The sequence below is a fragment of the Kitasatospora sp. NPDC051702 genome (assembly GCF_040681575.1).
Lineage (GTDB): Bacteria > Actinomycetota > Actinomycetes > Streptomycetales > Streptomycetaceae > Kitasatospora.
The window spans coordinates 103,648-124,609 of sequence record NZ_JBFAZB010000019.1; the positions used below are offsets into that span (position 1 = coordinate 103,648).

At 75.3% G+C, this 20,962-nt stretch carries 15 protein-coding genes; 2 read left to right on the forward strand and 13 right to left on the reverse strand.

Annotated features, from left to right (window positions below; all coding sequences use genetic code 11):
* Nucleotides 1–8 precede the first annotated feature (8 nt).
* From scpB to AB0N04_RS18290, 8 genes are all read right to left on the reverse strand, one after another.
* Nucleotides 9–677 (reverse strand): SMC-Scp complex subunit ScpB, encoded by a 669-nt coding sequence (scpB, locus tag AB0N04_RS18255; RefSeq protein ID WP_360209991.1) that lies wholly within the window; start codon nt 675–677, stop codon nt 9–11.
* 317 nt (nt 678–994) lie between these two features.
* Nucleotides 995–1,954: a segregation/condensation protein A gene (locus AB0N04_RS18260; RefSeq protein ID WP_360209948.1), complete on the reverse strand. Its 960-nt coding sequence runs from the start codon at nt 1,952–1,954 to the stop codon at nt 995–997.
* Between the two features lie 385 nt (nt 1,955–2,339).
* A complete protein-coding gene (locus AB0N04_RS18265) occupies nt 2,340–2,978 on the reverse strand; it encodes a hypothetical protein (RefSeq protein WP_360209950.1) in 639 nt (212 codons plus the stop codon).
* On the reverse strand, nt 2,975–4,141 hold the full coding sequence (locus tag AB0N04_RS18270; protein ID WP_360209952.1) for a ParA family protein: 1,167 nt from the start codon (nt 4,139–4,141) through the stop codon (nt 2,975–2,977). Before AB0N04_RS18270 ends, AB0N04_RS18265 begins: the two co-directional genes overlap by 4 nt.
* A gap of 326 nt (nt 4,142–4,467) precedes the next feature.
* The gene (gene ald, locus AB0N04_RS18275; RefSeq protein ID WP_360209954.1) at nt 4,468–5,583 is read right to left on the reverse strand and encodes an alanine dehydrogenase; all 1,116 of its coding nucleotides are present in this window, start codon (nt 5,581–5,583) and stop codon (nt 4,468–4,470) included.
* Nucleotides 5,584–5,844: 261 nt separating this feature from the next.
* Nucleotides 5,845–8,094, reverse strand: coding sequence for a tetratricopeptide repeat protein (locus AB0N04_RS18280; protein ID WP_360209956.1), 2,250 nt, complete (start codon nt 8,092–8,094; stop codon nt 5,845–5,847).
* A 175-nt stretch (nt 8,095–8,269) separates the two neighbouring features.
* Complete coding sequence (locus AB0N04_RS18285) at nt 8,270–8,917, reverse strand: NUDIX hydrolase (RefSeq protein ID WP_360209958.1); 648 nt, start codon at nt 8,915–8,917, stop codon at nt 8,270–8,272.
* A 92-nt stretch (nt 8,918–9,009) separates the two neighbouring features.
* Nucleotides 9,010–10,689 carry a CTP synthase gene (locus AB0N04_RS18290; protein WP_360209960.1) on the reverse strand — a complete coding sequence of 560 codons (1,680 nt, stop codon included), beginning with the start codon at nt 10,687–10,689 and terminating at the stop codon, nt 9,010–9,012.
* Nucleotides 10,690–11,411: 722 nt separating this feature from the next.
* Between AB0N04_RS18290 and AB0N04_RS18295 the strand changes: the two genes are divergently transcribed.
* On the forward strand, nt 11,412–13,397 hold the full coding sequence (locus AB0N04_RS18295) for a glycoside hydrolase family 15 protein (protein WP_360209962.1): 1,986 nt from the start codon (nt 11,412–11,414) through the stop codon (nt 13,395–13,397).
* Nucleotides 13,398–13,453: 56 nt separating this feature from the next.
* Here the strand turns inward: AB0N04_RS18295 and AB0N04_RS18300 are convergent, their stop codons facing one another.
* The 3 genes from AB0N04_RS18300 to AB0N04_RS18310 all read right to left on the reverse strand — a co-directional run bounded on the left by AB0N04_RS18300 (nt 13,454) and on the right by AB0N04_RS18310 (nt 17,242).
* A complete protein-coding gene (locus tag AB0N04_RS18300; protein ID WP_360209964.1) occupies nt 13,454–14,632 on the reverse strand; it encodes a glycosyltransferase family 4 protein in 1,179 nt (392 codons plus the stop codon).
* A 167-nt stretch (nt 14,633–14,799) separates the two neighbouring features.
* The gene (gene recN / locus AB0N04_RS18305; RefSeq protein ID WP_360209993.1) at nt 14,800–16,533 is read right to left on the reverse strand and encodes a DNA repair protein RecN; all 1,734 of its coding nucleotides are present in this window, start codon (nt 16,531–16,533) and stop codon (nt 14,800–14,802) included.
* 88 nt (nt 16,534–16,621) lie between these two features.
* Nucleotides 16,622–17,242: a hypothetical protein gene (locus tag AB0N04_RS18310; protein ID WP_360209995.1), complete on the reverse strand. Its 621-nt coding sequence runs from the start codon at nt 17,240–17,242 to the stop codon at nt 16,622–16,624.
* Between the two features lie 283 nt (nt 17,243–17,525).
* Here AB0N04_RS18310 and AB0N04_RS18315 point away from each other — a divergent pair, with 283 nt between their 5' ends.
* On the forward strand, nt 17,526–19,043 hold the full coding sequence (locus AB0N04_RS18315) for a PLP-dependent aminotransferase family protein (RefSeq protein ID WP_360209966.1): 1,518 nt from the start codon (nt 17,526–17,528) through the stop codon (nt 19,041–19,043).
* Between the two features lie 87 nt (nt 19,044–19,130).
* On the opposite strand, the gene AB0N04_RS18320 is transcribed toward AB0N04_RS18315, so the two are convergent.
* Nucleotides 19,131–20,039 (reverse strand): NAD kinase, encoded by a 909-nt coding sequence (locus AB0N04_RS18320; protein ID WP_360209968.1) that lies wholly within the window; start codon nt 20,037–20,039, stop codon nt 19,131–19,133.
* Nucleotides 20,040–20,132: 93 nt separating this feature from the next.
* Complete coding sequence (locus AB0N04_RS18325) at nt 20,133–20,939, reverse strand: TlyA family RNA methyltransferase (RefSeq protein WP_360209997.1); 807 nt, start codon at nt 20,937–20,939, stop codon at nt 20,133–20,135.
* Nucleotides 20,940–20,962 lie beyond the last annotated feature (23 nt).

Sequence of the window (20,962 nt, forward strand, 5' to 3'; positions counted from 1 at the left end):
ACCGCCCCCTACCGATCAGGCGCAGCCCGACCGGCCTCGCCACTGCCGTCCACGGCCTGCACGGCAGCGGCGGCGACCGCCTCCGCGATCATCGTGCCCTCCAGGGACTCCGCTTCCACGTCGTCGACCTCGGGCAGGAAGGGAGCGAGCTCCGGCAGCTCATCCAGGCCGCGGAGCCCCATCCGTTCCAGGAAGTAGTTCGTCGTCCGATACAGGATCGCACCTGTTTCGGGCTCGGATCCGGCCTCTTCCACCAGTCCTCGCTGTACCAGGGTACGCATCACGCCGTCACAGTTCACACCACGGACGGCGGAAACCCGGGATCTGGACACCGGCTGCCGGTAGGCGACGACCGCCAGGGTCTCCAGCGCGGCCTGCGTCAGACGGGCCTGCTGGCCGTCCAGCAGGAAGCGGTCGACGGCCGGGGCGCAGGTGTCACGGCTGTAGAACCGCCACCCGCCGGCGACCAGCCGCAGGTCGAACCCCCGGCCCTGGGCGGTGTACTCGGCGGACAGCTCGCGCAGCGCCGCGGCCACCGCCGCCCGGGGGCGCGCCAGCACCCCGGCCAGCCGGTCCTCGGTGGCCGGCTCGTCGACGACCATCAGGATCGCCTCCAGCTCGGCCCTGAGCCCGGCCGTGGTGAGCCCCTCGTCCGCGGCGGCCGGGGCCTGCGCCACGGTCGGCCCGGCGCTCCGGTCCGCCGCCGACGCACCGGAAGTCGACGGAGCCGACTTCTGGTGCACGACCTGCTGCCCGGCCTGGCCACCGGCCCGGGGCACCACCCGCACCCCGCCGTCCGGCACCACCGCGCCCGACTCCGCCACCGGCCCCGGCTCCGGCTCAGGAGCCGCCACCGGCTCCGGCAGCAGCTCGAAGGCCGGCTCCAGCCACTCCTGCGCCCGCGGCCGCCCCGGCAGCCCGAGCGGGCGCCGCGCCGGCCGCCGGCCGCCCTCGTTCCCGCCCGTACCCGTGCCCGTGCCCGTACCCGAACCCATCAGCGCCCGTCCTCCTCGCCCCGGCCCGCGGCCGCGGCCCGTTCCGCCGCCGCGGCCTCGCCCGCCGGCCGGTCGAACTCGTCCGTCACCGCCACCTCACCCCGGTCCGCCCCGGCCACCCAGCGCACCAGCAGCTCGCCCAGCGCCTCCGGCTGCTCGAAGGCCAGCACCCGTTCCCGGTACAGCTCCAGCAGCGCCAGGAACCGGGCGACCACCACCAGGGTGTCCGGCGCGTCCGCGACGAGCCGCTGGAAGGACGCCTCGCCGAGCTCGGTGAGCAGCGCCACCACCAGCCCGGCCTGCTCCCGCACGCTGACCGGCGGGGTGTGGATGTGGTCGACGTACACCACCGGCTCCGGCCTGGGCTCCATGGCCTTGGCCGCCAGCTGCGCGAGCCGCTCCGGCCCGATGCCGAGGACCACCTCGGGCAGCAGCTCGGCGTGCCGGGGCTCCAGCCCGACGGTGCGCGGGCGCCGCGCCAGCTCGGCGGCCCAGCGCTCGCCGAACAGGGCCGCCGCCCGCTTGTACGCCCGGTACTGCAGCAGCCGGGCGAACAGCAGGTCGCGGGCCTCGAGCAGGGCGAGGTCCTCCTCGTCCTCGACCTCGGCGGCGGGCAGCAGCCGGGCGGCCTTGAGGTCGAGCAGGGTGGCGGCGACGACCAGGAACTCGGTCGCCGCGTCCAGGTCCCAGTCCGGGCCCATCGCCCGGATGTGCGCCATGAAGTCGTCCGTGACGGTGGCCAGCGCCACCTCGGTCACGTCGAGCCGGTGCTTGGCGATGAGGCTGAGCAGCAGGTCGAAGGGGCCCTCGAAGTTGTCCAGCCGCACCCGGAAGCCGCCCCGCGGGGCCTCCTCGGAGGCGTTCCCCGACCTCCTCGGAGGCACGTCCGGGGACGGCTCCGGGGGCACGCCCGCAGGCGCGTCCACGGGGGTGGCGGGTGGTTCGGCGGTGCTCGGCATGGCGGTCCATCTTCACCCGCGCCGCCCGCCCGGCCGGCCCCGGGGGCGCCGACACGCCGCGGCGGCGGGCCCGCCGCCGGACCGGGCTCGGGGCACCACCCGCGCGAGCTCGTACGAACGCGGCGGGCGGCCGACCCGGCGGACAGCACCCACCGGACAACGAGCAGAGCGGAACGGAGCGGAACGGAGCGGAACGGAGCGGAACGGAGCGGAACGGAGCGGAGCGGACGGCGGCCGCACCGCCGACTGCGCGCCCCGAGCACCGCGGACCGCGGGCCGCACCACCGAACCGCCGGAACGCCCGGCAGCGGGCCTTCAGGGGCCGGAGGGCGGGCGGACCGGCCCGGGGAGGCCGGGGCGGGGCCCCGAGGGCCCTCAGGGGCGGCTACCGCCCGCGCAGCCGCCGCACCAGGATGGAGGCCTCGCCGCGCTGCTCCAGGTCCGCCAGGACGACCGCGATGGCCTCCCGGACGATCCGCCCGCGGTCCACGGCCAGGCCGTGCTCGCCGCGCAGCACCAGCCGGGTGTGCTCCAGGTCCATGAGCTCCTCGGCGGACACGTACACGGTGATCTTCTCGTCGTGCCGCTCGCGCCCGCTGGGGCGGCGCGGCGCGCGGCCGCGCGGCCGGGCGCGCCCGGCGGTGCCCGGCGCCTCCTCGGCGGTGCCGGCGTGCTGGCGGCCGCCCGGCGCGGGGGCTGCTGCGCGGCCGCCGGCGGCGGCCTGCGCGGCCCCCGGGGAGCCCGCCGGTGCGGCGGACCGCTGGACGGGCGGCTGCGCGGGTGCCGGCACGGAGGCCGGCTGCTGGTCCTGGGACGGCCTGCGCCCGGCCCCGCCGGCGCGCTGGGCGTCCTGCGTGCCGTTGGCGTCCTGGGTGCCCTCGGCACCGTCCTGCCCGTCCGTGCCACCGGCGTTCCGCGCGGTCTCCGGTCTGGATGCCTCGGCGGCCGGACGCGGCGCGAGGGACGGCGACAGCGCCATCCCGCCGGTGGTCCGGAACAGCTCGTCGGCACCCGGGAGACTCACTCGGCGGGGCGGCACCGGTCGAGCACCTCCCTGGCGAGCTGGCGGTAGGCGGCGGCGCCGACCGAGTTGGTCGCGTACGTCGTGATCGGCTCGCCGGCGACGGTGGTCTCGGGGAAGCGCACGGTCCGCCCGATGACGGTGTGGAAGACGTGCTCGCCGAACGCCTCGACGACGCGCGCCAGCACCTCACGGCTGTGCACGGTGCGCGAGTCGTACATGGTGGCGAGGATGCCGTCCAGGCGCAGCTCGGGGTTGAGCCGCTCGCACACCTTCTCGATGGTCTCGGTCAGCAGCGCGACGCCGCGCAGCGCGAAGAACTCGCACTCGAGCGGGACGATGACGCTGTGAGCGGCCGTCAGCGCATTGACCGTCAGCAGGCCCAGCGAGGGCTGGCAGTCGATGATGACGTAGTCGTAGTCGGGCAGCAGCGGCTTCAGGGCGCGCGCCAGCGCGGACTCCCGGGCCACCTCGCTGACCAGCTGCACCTCGGCCGCGGAGAGGTCGATGTTGGACGGCAGCAGGTCCATGCCCGGCACGGCCGTCTTGAGCAGCACCTCATCGGCCGTCAGGCCCCGCTCCATGAGCAGGTTGTAGACGGTGACGTCGAGCTCCATCGGGTTGACGCCCAGTCCGACGGAGAGCGCGCCCTGCGGGTCGAAGTCGACGAGCAGCACCCGGCGGCCGTACTCGGCGAGCGCGGCACCCAGGTTGATGGTCGACGTGGTCTTGCCGACGCCGCCCTTCTGGTTGCACATCGCGATGATCTGGGCGGGGCCGTGCTCGGCGACCGGCGCGGGGATCGGGAAGTACGGCAGCGGGCGGCCGGTCGGGCCGACCCGCTCGCGGCGCTGGCGGGCGGCGTCCGGGGCCAGCGTGGCGGCGTACTCCGGATCCGGCTCGTACTCGGCGTCCGGGTCGTCGTAGGCGCCGTAGGCGAAGTCGCCGTAGCCCACTCCGTAGGCCGCCAAGTCGGTGTCGTGTTCGGTCACCGTGGTCACCTGTGCTGTGTTCTGGCGTGCTTCGAAGGTACGGAGTGCGACCGAGCCGACCTCGGCCGAGCCCACGGTGGCCTGCCGGGCCCCGGGCTCCTCACTCGGCTGGCCGGCGGTGCGCTCCGCCAGTCCTGGCTGACCACCCCCGGGAGCAAATGTCGACTCATTCACAAGTCGTCTTACCTCCTTGGGCATCCAGGACTCTATGTCGATTCGTCAGCGTGGCAGCATGCCGACGGTTTGCGACTCTAGGCCGTTCCAGGCGTTCGCAGCAACACAATCCACGGTAGTGGGCAGGATGTGTCGACTATCAGGCGGGCCGATGTCAAGGGATGAGTGGGCCGTTGACCCTAACGTTTCTGCGGTCGGGTGACGCGACCCACGGAAATTGACGACAGAGCGACCCGCCCGCTCCCCCGCCCGTTCACGGGCACGGCGAAGCCCCCGGCCCGGGGGGAGAGGGTCGGGGGCGAAGGACCGCCGGGCGGTCTGGTGGATCAGGCGAGCACGCTCTCCAGGGAGACCGACTCCAGGCCGAAGGCCTCGGCCACGGCGGGGAAGGTGATCTGGCCCTCGTGGACGTTCAGGCCCTTGGCGAGCGCCGGGTCGCGGCGCAGCGCCTCCTTCCAACCGCGGTTGGCCAGCTCGACGACGTAGGGCATCGTCGCGTTGGTCAGCGCGTAGGTGGAGGTGTTCGGGACGGCGCCCGGCATGTTGGCCACGCAGTAGAAGACCGAGTTGTGGACCTGGAAGGTCGGCTCGGCGTGCGTGGTCGGGTGCGAGTCCTCGAAGCAGCCGCCCTGGTCGATGGCGATGTCGACGAGCACGGAGCCCGGCTTCATGCGGGAGACCAGCTCGTTGGTGACGAGCTTCGGGGCCTTGGCGCCCGGGATCAGCACCGCGCCGATGACCAGGTCGGCCTCGATGACGGCCTTCTCCAGCTCGAAGGTGTTGGAGACGATGGCCTTGATCTTCGTGCCGAAGATGCGGTCGGCCTCGCGCAGCTTGTTGATGTCGCGGTCGAGCAGGGTCACGTCGTAGCCCATGCCGATGGCGATGGTGGCCGCGTGCCAGCCGGAGACGCCACCGCCGATGACGACGGCCTTCGCCGGGTGGGTGCCGGGCACGCCGCCGGGCAGCACGCCTCGGCCGCCGGCCGGGCGCATCAGGTGGTACGAGCCGACCTGCGGGGCCAGCCGGCCCGCGACCTCGGACATCGGGGCGAGCAGCGGCAGGGCGCCGTTGCCGAGCTGCACGGTCTCGTACGCGATGGCGGTGGTGCCGGAGGCGACCAGCGCGTCGGTGCCGGCACGGTCGGCCGCGAGGTGCAGGTACGTGAAGAGGGTCTGGCCCTTCCGCAGCCGGTGGTACTCGGAGGCGATGGGCTCCTTGACCTTCAGCAGCAGGTCGGCGGTGGCCCACACCTCGTCGGCGGTGGGGAGGATGGTGGCGCCGGCGGCCACGTACTCCTCGTTGGGGATCGAGGAGCCGACACCGGCGTTGTCCTCGATGTAGACCTCGTGTCCGTTGCGGACCAGCTCATGCACGCCGGCGGGCGTGATGGCCACGCGGTACTCGTGGTTCTTGACCTCGCGGGGGATGCCGACCTTCACGGCTAAACACGTCCTCTTGCCATGGGGGTCCCTACCGGAGAAGACCGGCGGGCGACGCGCACGTGGGGAAGCCTCCGGGGCAGCCCGGGGCATGGATCGCTGCGCGACTGAGTTCGAGTGTAATGAAGCCCAGTCGGCGTGTCAGCCTTCCAAAGTGAATAAATCTGCCGAACACATTGGCAGGTTCGTAGGCTTCCCCTGCGATCTTCCCGCCAAAAGCGTATGAACCGGGCATCTTCGACAATACCCCCGAAAGGCCTCTCACCACCCGGCGTCGACGCGTTCCCGCAGGTCCGCCAGGGCAGCGCCGACGGCCTCCCGGCCGCGTTCGTCGCCGAGGCGGCGCAGCACCGACAGGGCCGCCCGGTACTCCCGGTCCGCCTCGTCGAACCTGCGCTGCGCGGTGTGCGCCTCGGCCACCCGGGCGAGCAGCCTCGCCTCCGCGGCGTGGTCGCCCAGCGACTGCCGCAGGCCGAGCGCCCGCCCGTACCAGTCGGCGGCGCGCACGGCGTCGCCGAGCGCCCGGTGGCAGCCGGCCGCGCCCTCCAGGGCCCGCGCGCACAGCGGCTCGTCGTCGGCCGTCCGGGCGTGCTCCAGGGCGGCCCGGTAGTGCGCACCGGCCTGCTCCCAGCGGCCCGCCGCCACCTGGAGGTCCCCCAGGTTGAGCAGCGCCGCCGAGGCCCGGCGCGGCTTGCCGTGCCGTTCGGCGACGGTCAGCACCAGCTCGTGCAGCCGGTAGAGGTCCGCGGGGGCCGCGGCGCCGGTCAGCGGCAGGGCCCTCAGCAGGGCCGTGACCAGCCGGCCGGCCGAGCCGTCCAGGTCGCCCTGGCCGATCGCGTCGGCGACCGCGCCGAGCAGCAGGTCCCGCTCCCCGAGCAGCCACTCCCGGGCGTGCCCGGCCGAGCCGAGCCGCAGCGGGGCGGGCAGCGGGTCGGGGCCGGGGCCGCCCGCCGGGTCCAGCAGGGCGCGCGCCGACTCGGTGAGGCGCACCAGCCGCTCCAGCAGCCGGGCCCGGGCGAGTTCGGTCTCGGCCGGCCGGTCCTCCCGCTCCCGCAGCCGGACGAGCCGCGGGTAGAGCCGGCCGGGCACCCGGTAGCGCGGGCTGCCGTCGGCGGCCGGGGCCTCTTTCCCGAGCAGCTCGTGCTCGGCCAGCGCCGCCAGCGTCGCGGCCGCCTCCGGCGCCGGGCAGCCGACCAGGGCCGAGGCGGTGCGCGGGTCGGCGGTCTGCGCCGGGGCGAGGGTGAGGGCGCGCAGCATCCGCGCCTGGGCCGCCGGGAGCGTGCCGTACAGCAGGGTGAACGCGCCGATCAGCGGGTCGTTGTCGGGAACGGGCACCGGCTCGGCCGGCTCCGGCCCGGGCTTGACCCAGGACGCCTGGTCCCCGGCGGTGGTACCGGCCAAGGGCTCCTCCGCCGGCCGGGCGGCGCCCGCGGGCTTCTCCGGCTCCCGGGCCTGGGGCTGCTTGCGGCGGTCCCCGGGCATCCGGGGCTGCCCGGACCGCTCGGTCTTCCCCGGCCTCCCGGACTCCCCCGGGGCACCCACGGCGCCCTCAGCACCCTCGGTGCCCGCGATTCCCCCGGTTCCGGGAGCCGGCGCGGCCCCCTCGGCCGCCACCGCCCCGTTCCCCGCCACCGCCGCGTTCCCCGCCGCCGTCTCCTTCCCCGCGGCCGTCCCCCCGGCCGCCCCGCCCTGGCGCCCGCCCTTCCGCTTCGGCGCCGCCCCCCGCTCCGACTCCTCGCCGACCACCCGGGTGAGCTCGGCCGCCGCCTCGGTGACCGCCGCCTTCGGGTTGCCGCGCAGCCACCCGGCCATCAGCCGCAGCGCGGCCGGGCGCGCCGCGCAGGCCTCCGCCAGATCGGCCCCGCCGACCGGGTCGCAGGAGATCCTGGTACCGCCGACCAGGTCGGCGAGCAGCTCGCCGGAGGCCTGCCGGTCGAGCCCGCCGAGGATCACCGGGTCGATGTCCTCGATCCCGGTGAGCGGTCCGGCGGTGGTGGCGAGCACCAGGCAGCCCGGTTCGTCCGCGAGCAGCGGCCACAGCTGTCCGGCGTCGCGGACGTCGTCCAGGACCACCAGTACCCGGCGGCCGGCCAGCGCCTCGCGCAGCGCCACGCAGGCCGGTTCGTCCCGCGCGTCCCCGACGGCCCCGGGCAGCGGCACCGGGGCCTCGGGGTCGAGCTGCTCCAGCAGCAGCCGGGCGGCCCGGGCGGGCGGCACCCGGCCGCCGTCGGCCGCGGACAGGCGCGCGAAGAGCACGCCGTCGGGGTGGTCGGCGGCGACGGTGCGGGCGAAGCGGGCCGCCAGCGCGGTGCGTCCGGAGCCGGGGCGCCCGGCCAGCACCAGCACCGTGCTGCGGCCGCTGGCCGGGCGGGCCGCGGCCGCCCGCAGTGCGGCCAGTTCGGCCCGCCGCCCGACGAACAGCGCGGGCCCGGCCGGCAGCCGGTCCAGGCCGGGGACGGCCCCGGGGGGCGCGTCGGGGCCGGGGTCCATCGTCGCCGTCTTCCTCGCCACCCGTGCCACTCCCGACGTCATCCGGCGCTCCGCGGGGGCGGCCCGGGACGGGCGCCCTGTCTGCGAAGCGTAGTTCGACCGTCCGGCTCAGCCGAGGTGACATCCGGTCGTACGAACCGGTAAATCACCCCCGTGGATCAACCGCGGCGCGGCCGCGGGCGGCCGGGCCGTTCGCTCACGCCTCGAAGGGCCGGGCCGGCCAGGGCGAGTCCGCCGGGCGCAGCGCGTCCAGTCCGTCCGCCCCGGTGAGGGCGGCGTGCAGGGCGAGGGTGCCGGTGATCAGGGTCGGGTTGTGCAGCAGCCCGGCCTGGATCAGCCGGATCAGCTCCGGCACCGGCACCCAGGCGACCTCGATCTCCTGTTCCTCGCCGTGCGCCTCGTAGCGCTCGCCCTCGGCGGCCGAGAGGTCGGTGGCGAGGAACATCCGCAGCGCCTCGTCGGTGCCGCCCGGGGAGGTGTAGAAGTCCACCAGGACGCGCCAGGTCTCGGCACGGCAGTGCGCCTCCTCGAACAGCTCGCGCCGGGCGGCGTGCCACGGGTTCTCGCCGGGCACGTCCAGCAGCCCGGCCGGCAGCTCCCAGAGGCGGTGGCGGACGGGGTGGCGGTACTGCCGCAGGACGAGCACCCGCTCCTTGTCGTCCAGGGCGAGCACGGAGACCGAGCCCGGGTGGGTCTGGTAGTCGCGGCGGGCCCAGCTGCCGTCGGGCATCCGGACCTCCTCGCTGCGCACTCCGGTGACCTTGCCCTGGAACGGCGTCCGGCTCTCCCGGACCTCCCACTCCTCGGCCGCGTCGGCGATCACCAGGTCGCTCTGCTCGTCCATCGCTCTCCCCTTTTCGTCAGTACGACACAATCTAACGCCGGACGGCGGCCCCGCGGGAATCGCGGGGCCGCCGTCCGGTGAACGACCGACGATTACTCGGCAGTGGCGGTCTTGATCTCGATGGCGGCCTTGACCAGGCCCGCGAACAGCGGGTGCGGGCGGGTCGGGCGGGACTTCAGCTCCGGGTGGGCCTGGGTGGCGACCAGGTACGGGTGCACCTCGCGGGGGTACTCGACGTACTCCACCAGGTCGCCCTTGGGCGAGAGGCCGGAGAACTGCAGACCGGTCTTCTCGAGGTCCGCGCGGTACGCGTTGTTGACCTCGTAGCGGTGGCGGTGGCGCTCCTCGACGTACTGCTCGCCGGCGTAGACCTCGCGCACGATGGAGCCCTCGGCGAGCTTGGCCGGGTACAGGCCCAGGCGCATGGTGCCGCCCAGGTCGCCCTTGCCGTCGACGATGGCCAGCTGCTCGGCCATGGTGGAGACGACCGGGTGCTTGGCCGCGGCGTCGAACTCGGTGGAGTTCGCCTCGGGCAGGCCGGCCAGGTTGCGGGCCGCCTCGATCACGACGCACTGCAGGCCCAGGCAGAGGCCGAGCAGCGGGACCTTGTTCTCGCGGGCGTAGGTGATGGCGCCGACCTTGCCGTTGACGCCGCGGTCGCCGAAGCCGCCGGGGATGCAGATCGCGTCCACGTCGCCGAGCTGCTCCCGGGCGCCCTCGGGGGTCTCGCAGTCGTCCGAGGTGACCCACTTGATCTCGACCCGGGCGTTGTTGGCGAAGCCGCCGGCGCGCAGCGCCTCGGTCACCGACAGGTAGGCGTCCGGGAGGTCGATGTACTTGCCGACCAGCGCGACCTTGACGATGTGCTGCGGCTCGTGGACGCGGCGCAGCAGGTCGTCCCAGGTGGTCCAGTCGACGTCGCGGAACGGCAGGTCGAGCCGGCGCACCACGTAGGCGTCCAGGCCCTCGCCGTGCAGGACCTTGGGGATGTCGTAGATCGACTTGGCGTCGATGGCCGCGACCACGGCCTCCTCGTCCACGTCGCACATCAGCGAGATCTTGCGCTTGATGGCCTGCGGGACCTCGCGGTCGGCGCGCAGCACGACGGCGTCGGGCTGGATGCCGATGTTGCGCAGCGCGGCGACGGAGTGCTGGGTGGGCTTGGTCTTCAGCTCGCCCGAGGGGCCGATGTACGGCAGCAGGGAGACGTGCACGAAGAACACGTTGTCCCGGCCGACCTCGTGGCGGACCTGGCGGACGGCCTCCAGGAACGGCAGCGACTCGATGTCGCCGACGGTGCCGCCGACCTCGGTGATCACCACGTCGACGTCCTCGGTCGCCATCCGGCGGATCCGGGACTTGATCTCGTTGGTGATGTGCGGGATGACCTGGACGGTGTCGCCCAGGTACTCGCCGCGGCGCTCCTTGGCGATGACCGTGGAGTACACCTGGCCGGTGGTGACGTTGGCCGAGCCGTGCAGGTTCGTGTCGAGGAACCGCTCGTAGTGGCCGATGTCCAGGTCGGTCTCGGCGCCGTCGTCGGTGACGAAGACCTCACCGTGCTGGAACGGGTTCATGGTGCCCGGGTCCACGTTGAGGTACGGGTCGAGCTTCTGCATCGTCACGCGCAGGCCGCGGGCCTTGAGCAGCGCGCCGAGGCTGGAGGCGGTGAGGCCCTTGCCGAGCGACGAGGCGACACCCCCGGTGACGAAGAGGTGCTTGGTCGTCACGGCGCGGCCGTTCGCTGCCTTGCCGGAATGGGGCTGTGCCAAGAGGGGGCTCCCGTGGGTCGCGTGTCGAAGGTGACGTGGTGGGAGGCTCGCGGCTCGCCTGGCGACGGGAGGCCGGTGCGGAGCACGGCGCTCGGAGGGTCGTCGATTCGGCTGGTCCGGGGCGTTTGATCCCACCGGTCCACGGGATACCAGGGTATCAGTGACCCGGACGGGACGCCTTCCGGCCCGCTCGCGGCACCCCGGGGGCGTACGCGGGGCGCACCACCGGCGCACCATCCGGCCCAGCAGTCACACCGGTCGCACCACGGCCGGACCGGGCCACCCCGGGGCACCCCGTTCGGGCCATGACAGCCCCTCCACCGGGACCAGCCGGGGCTGATCCGTCCGGACCATCCTGGGCGACACCCTCGCGATGCACGGCATTTCCGCCGAATTGTGGCGCCACACGAGGCTGCGCCCGCGTGCTTCGCCCCTTTCGTCCGTCGTAAGCTGCACGGACGCATCGCCGACAGCACGAGCACGCGGAGGGCGTGGGAGCGTCAGGACACTCCCGGTCCCCGATGCGCGACCGGACCTCCCCGTAATCCAGTTCCTCCCCACCCACTCCAGGGGCTCGACCGGGCCCCGCACGGACACTCCAGCAAGGCCCGCCACCACCCCCCGGCGGGCCGGACGTCCCGGGGTGGACCTCCGGCCCCGCAGACCGCTCGCTCCCCCGGATCGCCGTTGCGTCCTGACCACATTGCGAACTGGAGATCCACGTGGCCGGCCGTATCGAGGACTACGCACTCATCGGGGACATGCAGACCGCTGCCCTGGTCAGCAGGGACGGGGCGGTGGACTGGCTCTGCCTGCCCCGCTTCGACTCGCCGGCCGTGTTCGCCGGCCTGCTCGGCACCGATGAACACGGCTTCTGGCGGATCGGGCCGGCCGAAGCCGTCGTGAGCGAGGTCCCCGCCCCCGCCGCACCGGCCGTCGCCGCCCGCTTCACCGACACCGGCGACCTGCGGGTCCCGCCGCCCACCGCCGCCGCCCCGGCCGTCCCCGCCGACCGCCGCCGCTACCGGGGCGACTCGCTGATCCTGGAGCAGGAGTGGGACGCCCAGGGCGGCACCGTCCGGGTGATCGACTTCATGCCGCCGCGCCCGCTCGCCGGCCGCGACGCCGTCCCGCAGGTGATCCGGATCGTCGAGGGCGTCGCCGGCACCGTCCGGATGCGCTCGGCCGTGCGGATGCGCTTCTCCTACGGCCGGGTGGTCCCCTGGGTGCACCGGGTCGAGCAGGCCGACGGCGGGCACCGCACCGTCGCCGTCGCCGGGCCCGACTCGGTCTGGCTGGACGGCGAGGCCGAGACCTACGGCCGCGACCTCACCACCTACGCCGACTTCACCGTCACCGCCGGCGAGCGGATCGCCTTCGCCCTCACCTGGCAGGCCTCCCACCTGGACCCGCCCACGCCCCCGGACGCCGAGGAGATGCTCGACGCGACCGCCGACTTCTGGCACGAGTGGGCCGGCCAGTGCACCTACCAGGGCCCGTACCGCGAGGCCGTGATCCGCTCCCTGATCACCCTCAAGGGCCTCACCTACGCCCCCACCGGCGGCATCGTCGCGGCCCCCACCACCTCACTGCCGGAGGACATCGGCGGCGAGCGCAACTGGGACTACCGCTACACCTGGCTCCGCGACGCGGCCATCACGCTCTCCTCGCTGCTGCGCACCGGCTACCGCGACGAGGCCCGCGCCTGGCGCGAGTGGCTGCTGCGGGCGGTCGCCGGCGACCCGGAGAACCTGCAGATCATGTACGGCATCGCCGGCGAGCGCGAGCTCACCGAGTCCTCGCTGGACTGGCTGCCCGGCTACGAGGGCTCCCAGCCCGTCCGGGTCGGCAACGGCGCCGCCGGCCAGCTCCAGCTCGACGTCTACGGCGAGGTCGTCGAGGCGCTGCACCTGGCCCACATGACCGGCCTGGTCCGCAACGACCACGCCCACCACCTCCAGCTGCGCCTGATCGAGTACCTGGAGGACCACTGGCAGGAGCCGGACGAGGGCATCTGGGAGGTCCGCGGCCCCCGCCGGCACTTCGTCCACTCCAAGGTGATGGCCTGGGTCGCCGTCGACCGGACGATCAAGCTGCTGGAGCAGACGCCCGAGGACGCCCCGTCCGACGAGCACCTGGAGCGCTGGCGCGGCCTGCGGGAGACCATCCACCGGGACGTCTGCGAGCGGGGCTACGACCCGGAGCGCAACACCTTCACCCAGTACTACGGGGGCAAGGAGCTGGACGCCTCGCTGCTGCTCATCCCGCAGGTCGGCTTCCTGCCACCGGACGACAAGCGGGTGATCGGCACCATCGAGGCGATCCAGCGCGAACTGTCCACCGAGGACGGCTTCGTGCTGCGCTACCCGACCCACGACGAGAGCGGCAACAACGTCGACGGCCTCTCCGGGCACGAAGGGGCCTTCCTGGCCTGCTCGTTCTGGCTCGCCGACGACCTCGCCATGATCGGCCGGGTGCAGGAGGCCCGCGAGCTGTTCGACCGGCTGCTCGGGCTGCGCAACGACATCGGGCTGCTCGCCGAGGAGTGGGACCCGCGGCTCAAGCGGCAGGTCGGCAACTTCCCGCAGGCCTTCAGCCACGTGCCGCTGATCGACACCGCGCTGCGGCTGACCGCCTGCGGGGGCGCCTACCTGTCCGCCCAGCCGGACGGCCTGGCGGCCGACCGGGTGGAACAGGCGACCGTCTAGGGCGGCTGGCTGCGGTCCGGCCGGCCGGGGCGGCGGCCGTCAGGGCCGGCCGGGGCTCAGGCCCGCTGGACCAGCTCGTCGTAGGTGCTCAGCACCTGGGCCACGGTGGCGGCCTCGTCCGGCCAGGTCTCGGCCTGCTGCCGGCCGGCCGCCGCCAGCCGCCCGCGGCGCGCCGGGTCGGACAGCAGCTCGGCCACCGCCCGGCCGAGCGCGGCCGGGTCCCCTGCGGGCACCAGCACGGCCGCGTCGCCGACCAGTTCGGGGATCCCGCCGACGGCGGTGGCGACCACCGGCACGCCGGCCCGCATCGCCTCCTGCACGACCAGCGAGCGGGCCTCCCAGCGGCTGGAGACGACCACCGCGTCGGCGGCGGCCAGCAGGTCGGGGACGTCGGTGCGGTAGCCGAGCAGCCGTACCGGCAACTTCTCGGCGGCCACCCGCTCGCGCAGTCCGGCCGCCTCCGGGCCGTCCCCGGCGAGCAGCAGCAGCGGCTCCGGGTCGAGTGCGGACAGTTCGCGGGTGGCGTCCAGCAGCTGCCCGAAGGCCTTCTGCGGGACGAGCCGGCCGACCGCGAGCACCAGCGGCCGGTCCGGTCCGTCACCGAGCAGGGCGGCCCGGGCGGCGGCCCGGTCCAGCCGGCCCTCGGGCATCGGCGGGGCGGCCACCGGGCCGAGCCGGGCGTCGGTGGCCCCCAGTTCACGGGCCCGGGCGACGAGGTCGGAGGAGGCGCCGAGGACGAGGTCGGCGGCACGCGCCACCCGGCGCTCCATCAGCCGCTGCAGCCGGCGCTCCATGCCGGTGGCCAGCAGCGCGTGGTGCGAGGTGACCACCAGCGGGGTCTCCGGGCGCAGGCCGGGGAAGCGGCCGGCGGTGCGCAGCGCGAGGTCGGAGAGCAGCCCGGCGCGCAGCCCGTGCGCGTGGACGACGTCGGCACCGGTGAAGGCCCGGCGCAGTTCGCCGATCGCGGTGGCGTCGCTGCGGGCGCCGGCGGTGGGGGTGATGTCGACGGTGTGGAACCTGGCGCCGGTGCGGGAGAAGCCGAACAGGGCGTCCGTGCCGGCCGGGGCGCAGACCGTGACGGTCACGCCGTGCGCGACCAGGCCCTGGGCGAGGGAGCGCACGTGCGCACCGATGCCGCCGGTGCTGGCGGCCAGGACGAGTACCACGTGCAGCTGCCCCGGTTCGGGGGTGGCCGCGGCGGCCCGGGCGGCGGAATGGTCCACGTTCTCTCGCATCCGACTCGATCAGGTTCGCGCGCCGCTTCCGCGAGGATTGCCCGCCGACGGCGCTCGGGACTGGAAAGCCAGTGTCCAGCCGCCACCATGCCAGGTCGGCGGCCCTCTTGGACAGTCGGCCGCACCCGGGGCGCGTCGCCGTCCGTCCGCGGGGCCGCCGCGCCCGGCTAGCGGTGGCGCGGGGCCCGGGCCGCTGCCAGCAGTTCCTCCGCGTGGGCGCGGCCCAGCTCGGAGTCCTCCAGGCCGGCCAGCATCCGCGAGAGTTCGCGCACCCGCTCCTCGTCGTTCAGCACCTTGACGCCGCTGCGGGTCACGGTGCCGTCGTGGGTCTTCTCCACGACCAGGTGCCGGTCCGCGAAGGCGGCGACCTGCGGGAGGTGGGTGACCACCACGACCTGGGCGGACTCGGCCAGCTTCGCCAGCCGGCGCCCGATCTCCACCGCGGCCTTGCCGCCGACGCCCGCGTCCACCTCGTCGAACAGGTAGGTGGGGACGGGGTCGGCGCCCGCGAAGACCACCTCGACGGCGAGCATCACCCGCGACAGCTCACCGCCGGAGGCGCCCTTGGCGATCGGCCGGGGCTGGGCCCCGGGGTGCGGGGCGAGCAGCACCTCGACCTCGTCCACACCGTGCGGCCCGTAGGCGACGGTGCGGCCCTCGAGCTCGATGCCGGACAGGTCGTCGACCCGGGTGATCGAGAAGGTCACCCGGGCGTGCGGCATGGCCAGTTCGGCGAGCTCGGCGGAGACGGCCTCGGCGAAGCGCCCGGCGGCGGCGTGGCGGGCGGCCGACACCTCGGCGGCCAGCTCGGCCAACTCGGCCCGCAGCTCCGTCTCCCGGGCGCCGAGCTGGTCGATCCGGTCGTCGTCGCCGTCGAGTTCGGCGAGCCGGGCGGCGCCGGCCTCGGCCCAGGCGATCACCTCGGCGAGGGTGTTCTCGGGGCCGCCGTACTTGCGCAGCAGCTGGGCCAGCACGGACCGGCGGTCCTCGACGGCGGCGAGCCGGACGGGGTCGGCGTCGAGGTCGTCCGCGTACCCGGCCAGGTCGCCGGCCACGTCGGCGAGCAGGTAGCCGACCTCGTTGACGCGGTCGGCGAGCGCGGCCAGGCGCTCGTCGTGGTGGCGCACGGCATCCAGGGCGCGGCGGGACTGCGCGAGCAGGGTGCCGGCGTCCAGCGCCTCCGGGTCCGCCGGGTCGCCGGCCAGCGCGGCGTGGGCGAGGGTGGCGGCGGAGGAGAGCGCGTCGGCGTGGCCGAGCCGCTCGGCCTCGGCGGCCAGCTCGACGTCCTCGCCGGCCACCGGCTCGGCGGCGGCGATCTCGTCCAGGCCGAACCGGAGCAGGTCGGCCTCCTGGGCGCGCTCGCGCGCCTGGGTGGTGAGCTCCTCCAGCGTGGCGGAGACCTCGCGCAGGCTGCGGTAGGTCTCCCGGTAGCGGGCCAGCGGCCCGGCCACGGTCTCGCCCGCGTACCGGTCCAGCGCGCCGCGCTGGCGGGCCGGGCGCAGCAGCCGCTGCTGGTCGGTCTGGCCGTGCACGGCGATCAGGTCCTCGCCGAGCTCGGCGAGCAGGCCGACCGGGACGGCCCGGCCGCCCACGTAGGCCCGGGAGCGGCCCTCGGCGGAGACGGTGCGGCTGATCAGCAACGCGCCGTCGTCCAGCTCGGCCCCGGCTTCCACCGCCCGGGCCGCCACCGGAGAGTCGGCGGGCAGCTCGAGCCGGCCCTCGACGACCGCGCGCCCGGTGCCGTTGCGCACCAGGCCCGGGTCGGCGCGGCCGCCGAGCAGCAGGCCGAGGCTCGTCACGACCATGGTCTTCCCGGCGCCGGTCTCACCGGTCACGGCGGTGAAGCCGGGCGCGAGTTCGACCACCGCGTCGTCGATGACCCCAAGATCCCGTATCCGCATCTCGTCCAACACGGAGACGACCTTACGAGGTTCCACCCCCGGCGCGCGACGAGCGGCAACGGCGCGCGGCAACTCCGTGCCCGGAAGTTCACCCCTTCCGGGAGGTTTGCCCGGGGCCCGGCACCGTGCACCACGGCAGGAAGAACTGCACCAGCGGGCCGATGGCCAGCGCGTACGCGACCGTGCCGACCCCGGCGGTGCCGCCGAGCAGCACGCCGGCGACCAGGACGGTGACCTCGATGCCGGTGCGGATCAGCCGCAGCGAACGCCCGGTGCGCCGGTGCAGGCCGGTCATCAGGCCGTCGCGCGGGCCGGGGCCGAAGCGGGCACCGATGTAGAGGCCGGTGGCCAGGCCGTTCAGCGCGATCGCGGCGGCCATCAGCGCGATCCGGGCGGGCAGCCCGGCCGGGCCGTCGACCAGCCGCAGGGTGAGGTCCATCGACGCGCCCAGCACCAGGACGTTCGCCACCGTGCCGACGCCCGGGCGCTGGCGGATCGGGATCCACAGCAGCAGGACCAGGGCGCCGCAGATGGTCACCCAGGCGCCCACCGAGAGGCCCGCGGCACGCTGCAGGCCCTGGTGGAAGACGTCCCACGGGTCGAGGCCGAGGCCGGAGCGGAGCATCAGCGCCATGCTCGCGCCGTACAGGTAGAGGCCGACGGCGAGCTGCGGGATCCGGCGGCCCAGCGCGTGGGTGTCGCCGAGCAGGCGGGCGGCACGGGACGGCCGGGCGGCCCCCGACCGGCCGGCGGGCCCGGCCGGCTGGACGGTCGGCGCGGCGGCGGGCGGGGCGGCCAGCGCGGCGGCGGGCGGGGCCTCGGAGGGCCGGTCAGGCGTGGTCGGGTGCGTGGTGGCCAACGGGAGCTCCTGCGGGTGGTGCTGCACCGCCCGGCTGCCCCGGCGGTGGCGGACTCGATGGCCGCCCTGCCATGATGGCCAGGCCAAAGCGACCCCCTCCAGGGCCAATTCCGAGCAAGTGGACTGATCCCCCATGGCCGACTGGCACACCACCGTCACCCCGCCCGCGCTGGCCCGGCTGCTCGCCACCGCCCGGCTGCCCGACGCCCCCGGCCCCCGCCGGCCCGCCTACCGGACCCTCGCCGGGCAGATCCGGCTGCTGGTCACCGAGGGCCGACTGCCGGTCGGCGCCCGGCTGCCCGCCGAACGCGAACTCGCCACCGCCCTGGAGCTCAGCCGCACCACCGTCGCCACCGCCTACGAGACCCTGCGCGCCGAGGGCTACCTGCGCAGCCGCCGCGGCGCCGGCAGCTGGACCGCGCTGCCCGAGGGCGCCCCGCCGCCCGGCGACGCCCTGCACCCCGTCCCGCCGGACGAGCTCGGCCGCACCCTGGACCTCGGGGTCGCCGCCCTGCCCGCCCCGCAGCCCTTCCTCGGCGCGGCCGCCGCCCGCGCCGTCGAGCAACTGCCCCACTACGCCGCCGGGCACGGCCACTACCCCACCGGCGTCCCGGTGCTGCGCGAGGCCGTCGCCCGGCGGTACACCGAGCGCGGGCTGCCCACCACCCCGGACCAGATCCTCGTCACCACCGGCGCGATGGGCGCCCTGCACCTCGTCCAGCGGGCACTGATCGGCCGCGGCGACCGGGTCGCCGTCGAGGCGCCCAGCTACGCCCACACCCTGCAGGCGCTACGGATCGCCGGCGCCCGCCTGGTGCCCGTGCCGTACGCCCCCGGCCCATTCCCCGGGCCGAGCGGCCCGGCCCCGTGGGACCTCGCCGAGTGGCGCCGGGTGCTGCGCGGCGCGGCGCCCAAGGTCGCCTACGTGATCCCGGACTTCCACAACCCGACCGGCGCCCTGGTCGGCGAGGAGCAGCGGCGCGAGCTGCTGGCCGCCGCCCGGGCCGCCGGCAGCGTCGTCCTGGTCGACGAGACCACCGCCGAACTCGGTTGGGGCGTCCCGGAGTCCGAGCCCCTGCCGCGCCCGGCGGCGGCGCTGGACCGGGCCGCCCAGGTGGTCACCGTCGGCTCCGCGGGCAAGCTGCTCTGGGGCGGGCTGCGGATCGGCTGGGTGCGGGCCGCGCCCGCGCTGGTGCGCCGGCTGGCCGCCGACCGGGTCTACAGCGACGTCGGCACCCCGGTGCTCGACCAGCTGATCGCCGCCGACCTGCTGGGCGAGCCGCTGGCGGCCGTGCGCGCGCACCAGCTGGACCGGCTGCGGGCCACCGCCCACGCCTTCGCGGCCGCACTGGCCGAGCGGCTGCCGGACTGGACCTTCCCGCCACCGCCCGGCGGGCTCTCGTTCTGGGTGTCCACCGGTGCTCTCTCCGGCGCGGCGCTGGCGCGGGCCGGGGAGCGCGACGGCATCCGGATCGCCGCCGGCAACCGGTTCGGCTCGGACGGCGCCTTCGAGCACCACGTCCGGATCCCGCTCACCGTGCCCGCCCCGGCCGTCCCCGACGCCGTGCGACGGCTCACCGCGTTGGCCGCGCGGGCGGCGGCGGGCGGCCGGTACGGACCGGCCGACCAGGACCAGCCCCTGGCCGTCTGACGGCCGGCGGCCGTCCGGCGGGTTGCCGGGCGCGTCACGGCGCGCGCCCGTCCGCCGGGGCCGCAGGATCCGCCGGACGGCCCGCGGTCAGCAGCCGGTGTCCGCCCGGCCGCGCCAACCCGTCACCGGCAGCGCGAACTTGGCCACCAGCCGGTCGGTGAACGGCGCCCGGTGCAGTCGGGCCAGCCGCACCGGCGTCTGGCCCCGGCGGACCTCCACCCGGGCGCCCGCGGGCAGTTCGACCGAGCGCCGGCCGTCGCACCAGAGCACGCCGTGCGGGGTCTTGGGCTGCACCTCCACGGCCAGCACGGAGTGCGGCGAGGTCACCAGCGGGCGGGCGAACAGCGCGTGCGCGGAGATCGGCACCATCAGCAGCGCCTCCACCTCCGGCCAGACCACCGGCCCGCCGCCGGAGAACGCGTACGCGGTGGAGCCGGTCGGCGTCGCGCAGACCACCCCGTCACAGCCGAAGTTGGAGACCGGACGGCCGTCCACCTCGGTCACCACCTCCAGCATCCGCTCCCGGGACGCCTTCTCGATCGACGCCTCGTTCAACGCCCAGTCCTGGTGCAGCACATCGCCGTTGGTGCGGACGATGACGTCGATCGTCATCCGCTCCTCGACCGTGTAGTCGGCGTCCACCACCCGCTCGACCACCACGGCCAGGTCGTCCCGCTCGGCCTCGGCGAGGAAGCCCACCCGGCCCAGGTTGATCCCGAGCATCGGCAGCCCGTGCTCGCGCGCCAGCTCCGCCCCGCGCAGCAGCGTCCCGTCCCCGCCGGCGACCAGGATCAGCTCGCAGCCGTCCGCCGCCCCCGGGCCACCGGCGACCTTCTCCACCCCGTCCGGCAGGTCCAGGCCCACCGCCTCGGAGGCGAGCAGTCTGATCCGGATGCCCGCCTTCAGCAGCCCGTGCACCAGGCCCTCGACGCTGCGCAGCGCCGCCTCCCGGCCGGTGTGCGCGATCAGGAAGACCGTACGCTCGTCATCGCTCATGCCGCTGCCCTCTCCCTCACGCCTGCCGGGCCGCCCTCCGCCCCGGTGCGGTCGCGTCACACAGCATGACGGACCGGACGCCCGCAGAGCACCCTATCGGGGCCCCTCGGCGACGGCCCGGTCCGCCTCCGCGGGGTTCAACTGCGGGGCGTCGCGGCGCAGCCAGAGGAAGTACTCGACGTTCCCGGACGGGCCCGGCAGCGGGCTCGCGGTGACGGCACGCACGCCCAGGCCCAGCTCCCACGCCTGCCCGGCGACCTGGCGCACCATCTCCGCGCGCAGCTCCGGACTGCGCACCACCCCACCGCTGCCCAGCCGCTCCTTGCCGATCTCGAACTGCGGCTTGACCATCAGCACCAGGTCCGCGTCCTCGGCCGCGCAGCCGGCCAGCGCGGGCAGCACCAGGCCCAGCGAGATGAACGACAGGTCGCCGACCACCAGGTCGACCGGGGTGCCGCCGATCAGCTCCAGGCTGAGCTCGCGGACGTTGGTGCGGTCCATCACCGTCACCCGCTCGTCGCTCTGCAGCGACCACGCGAGCTGCCCGTAGCCGACGTCCACGGCGAGCACGCCGGAGGCACCGGCCCGCAGCAGGACGTCGGTGAACCCGCCGGTGGAGGCGCCCGCGTCCAGCGCCCGGCGGCCCTCCACCACCAGACCCTGCGGGACGAAGGCGGCGAACGCCCCGGCCAGCTTGTGCCCGCCGCGCGAGACGTAGTCGGGGTCGTTCTCGTCCTTGGCCACCACGACCGCCGCCGAGGTCTCCACCTGGGTGGCCGGCTTGGTCGCGGTCGTGCCGCCGACGGTCACCCGGCCGGCTGCGATCAGCTCGGACGCGTGCTCGCGCGACCGGGCCAGCTTGCGGCGGACCAGCTCCGCGTCGAGTCGGCGTCGTGCCACTGCCACTGGTGCTTCAGCTCCTA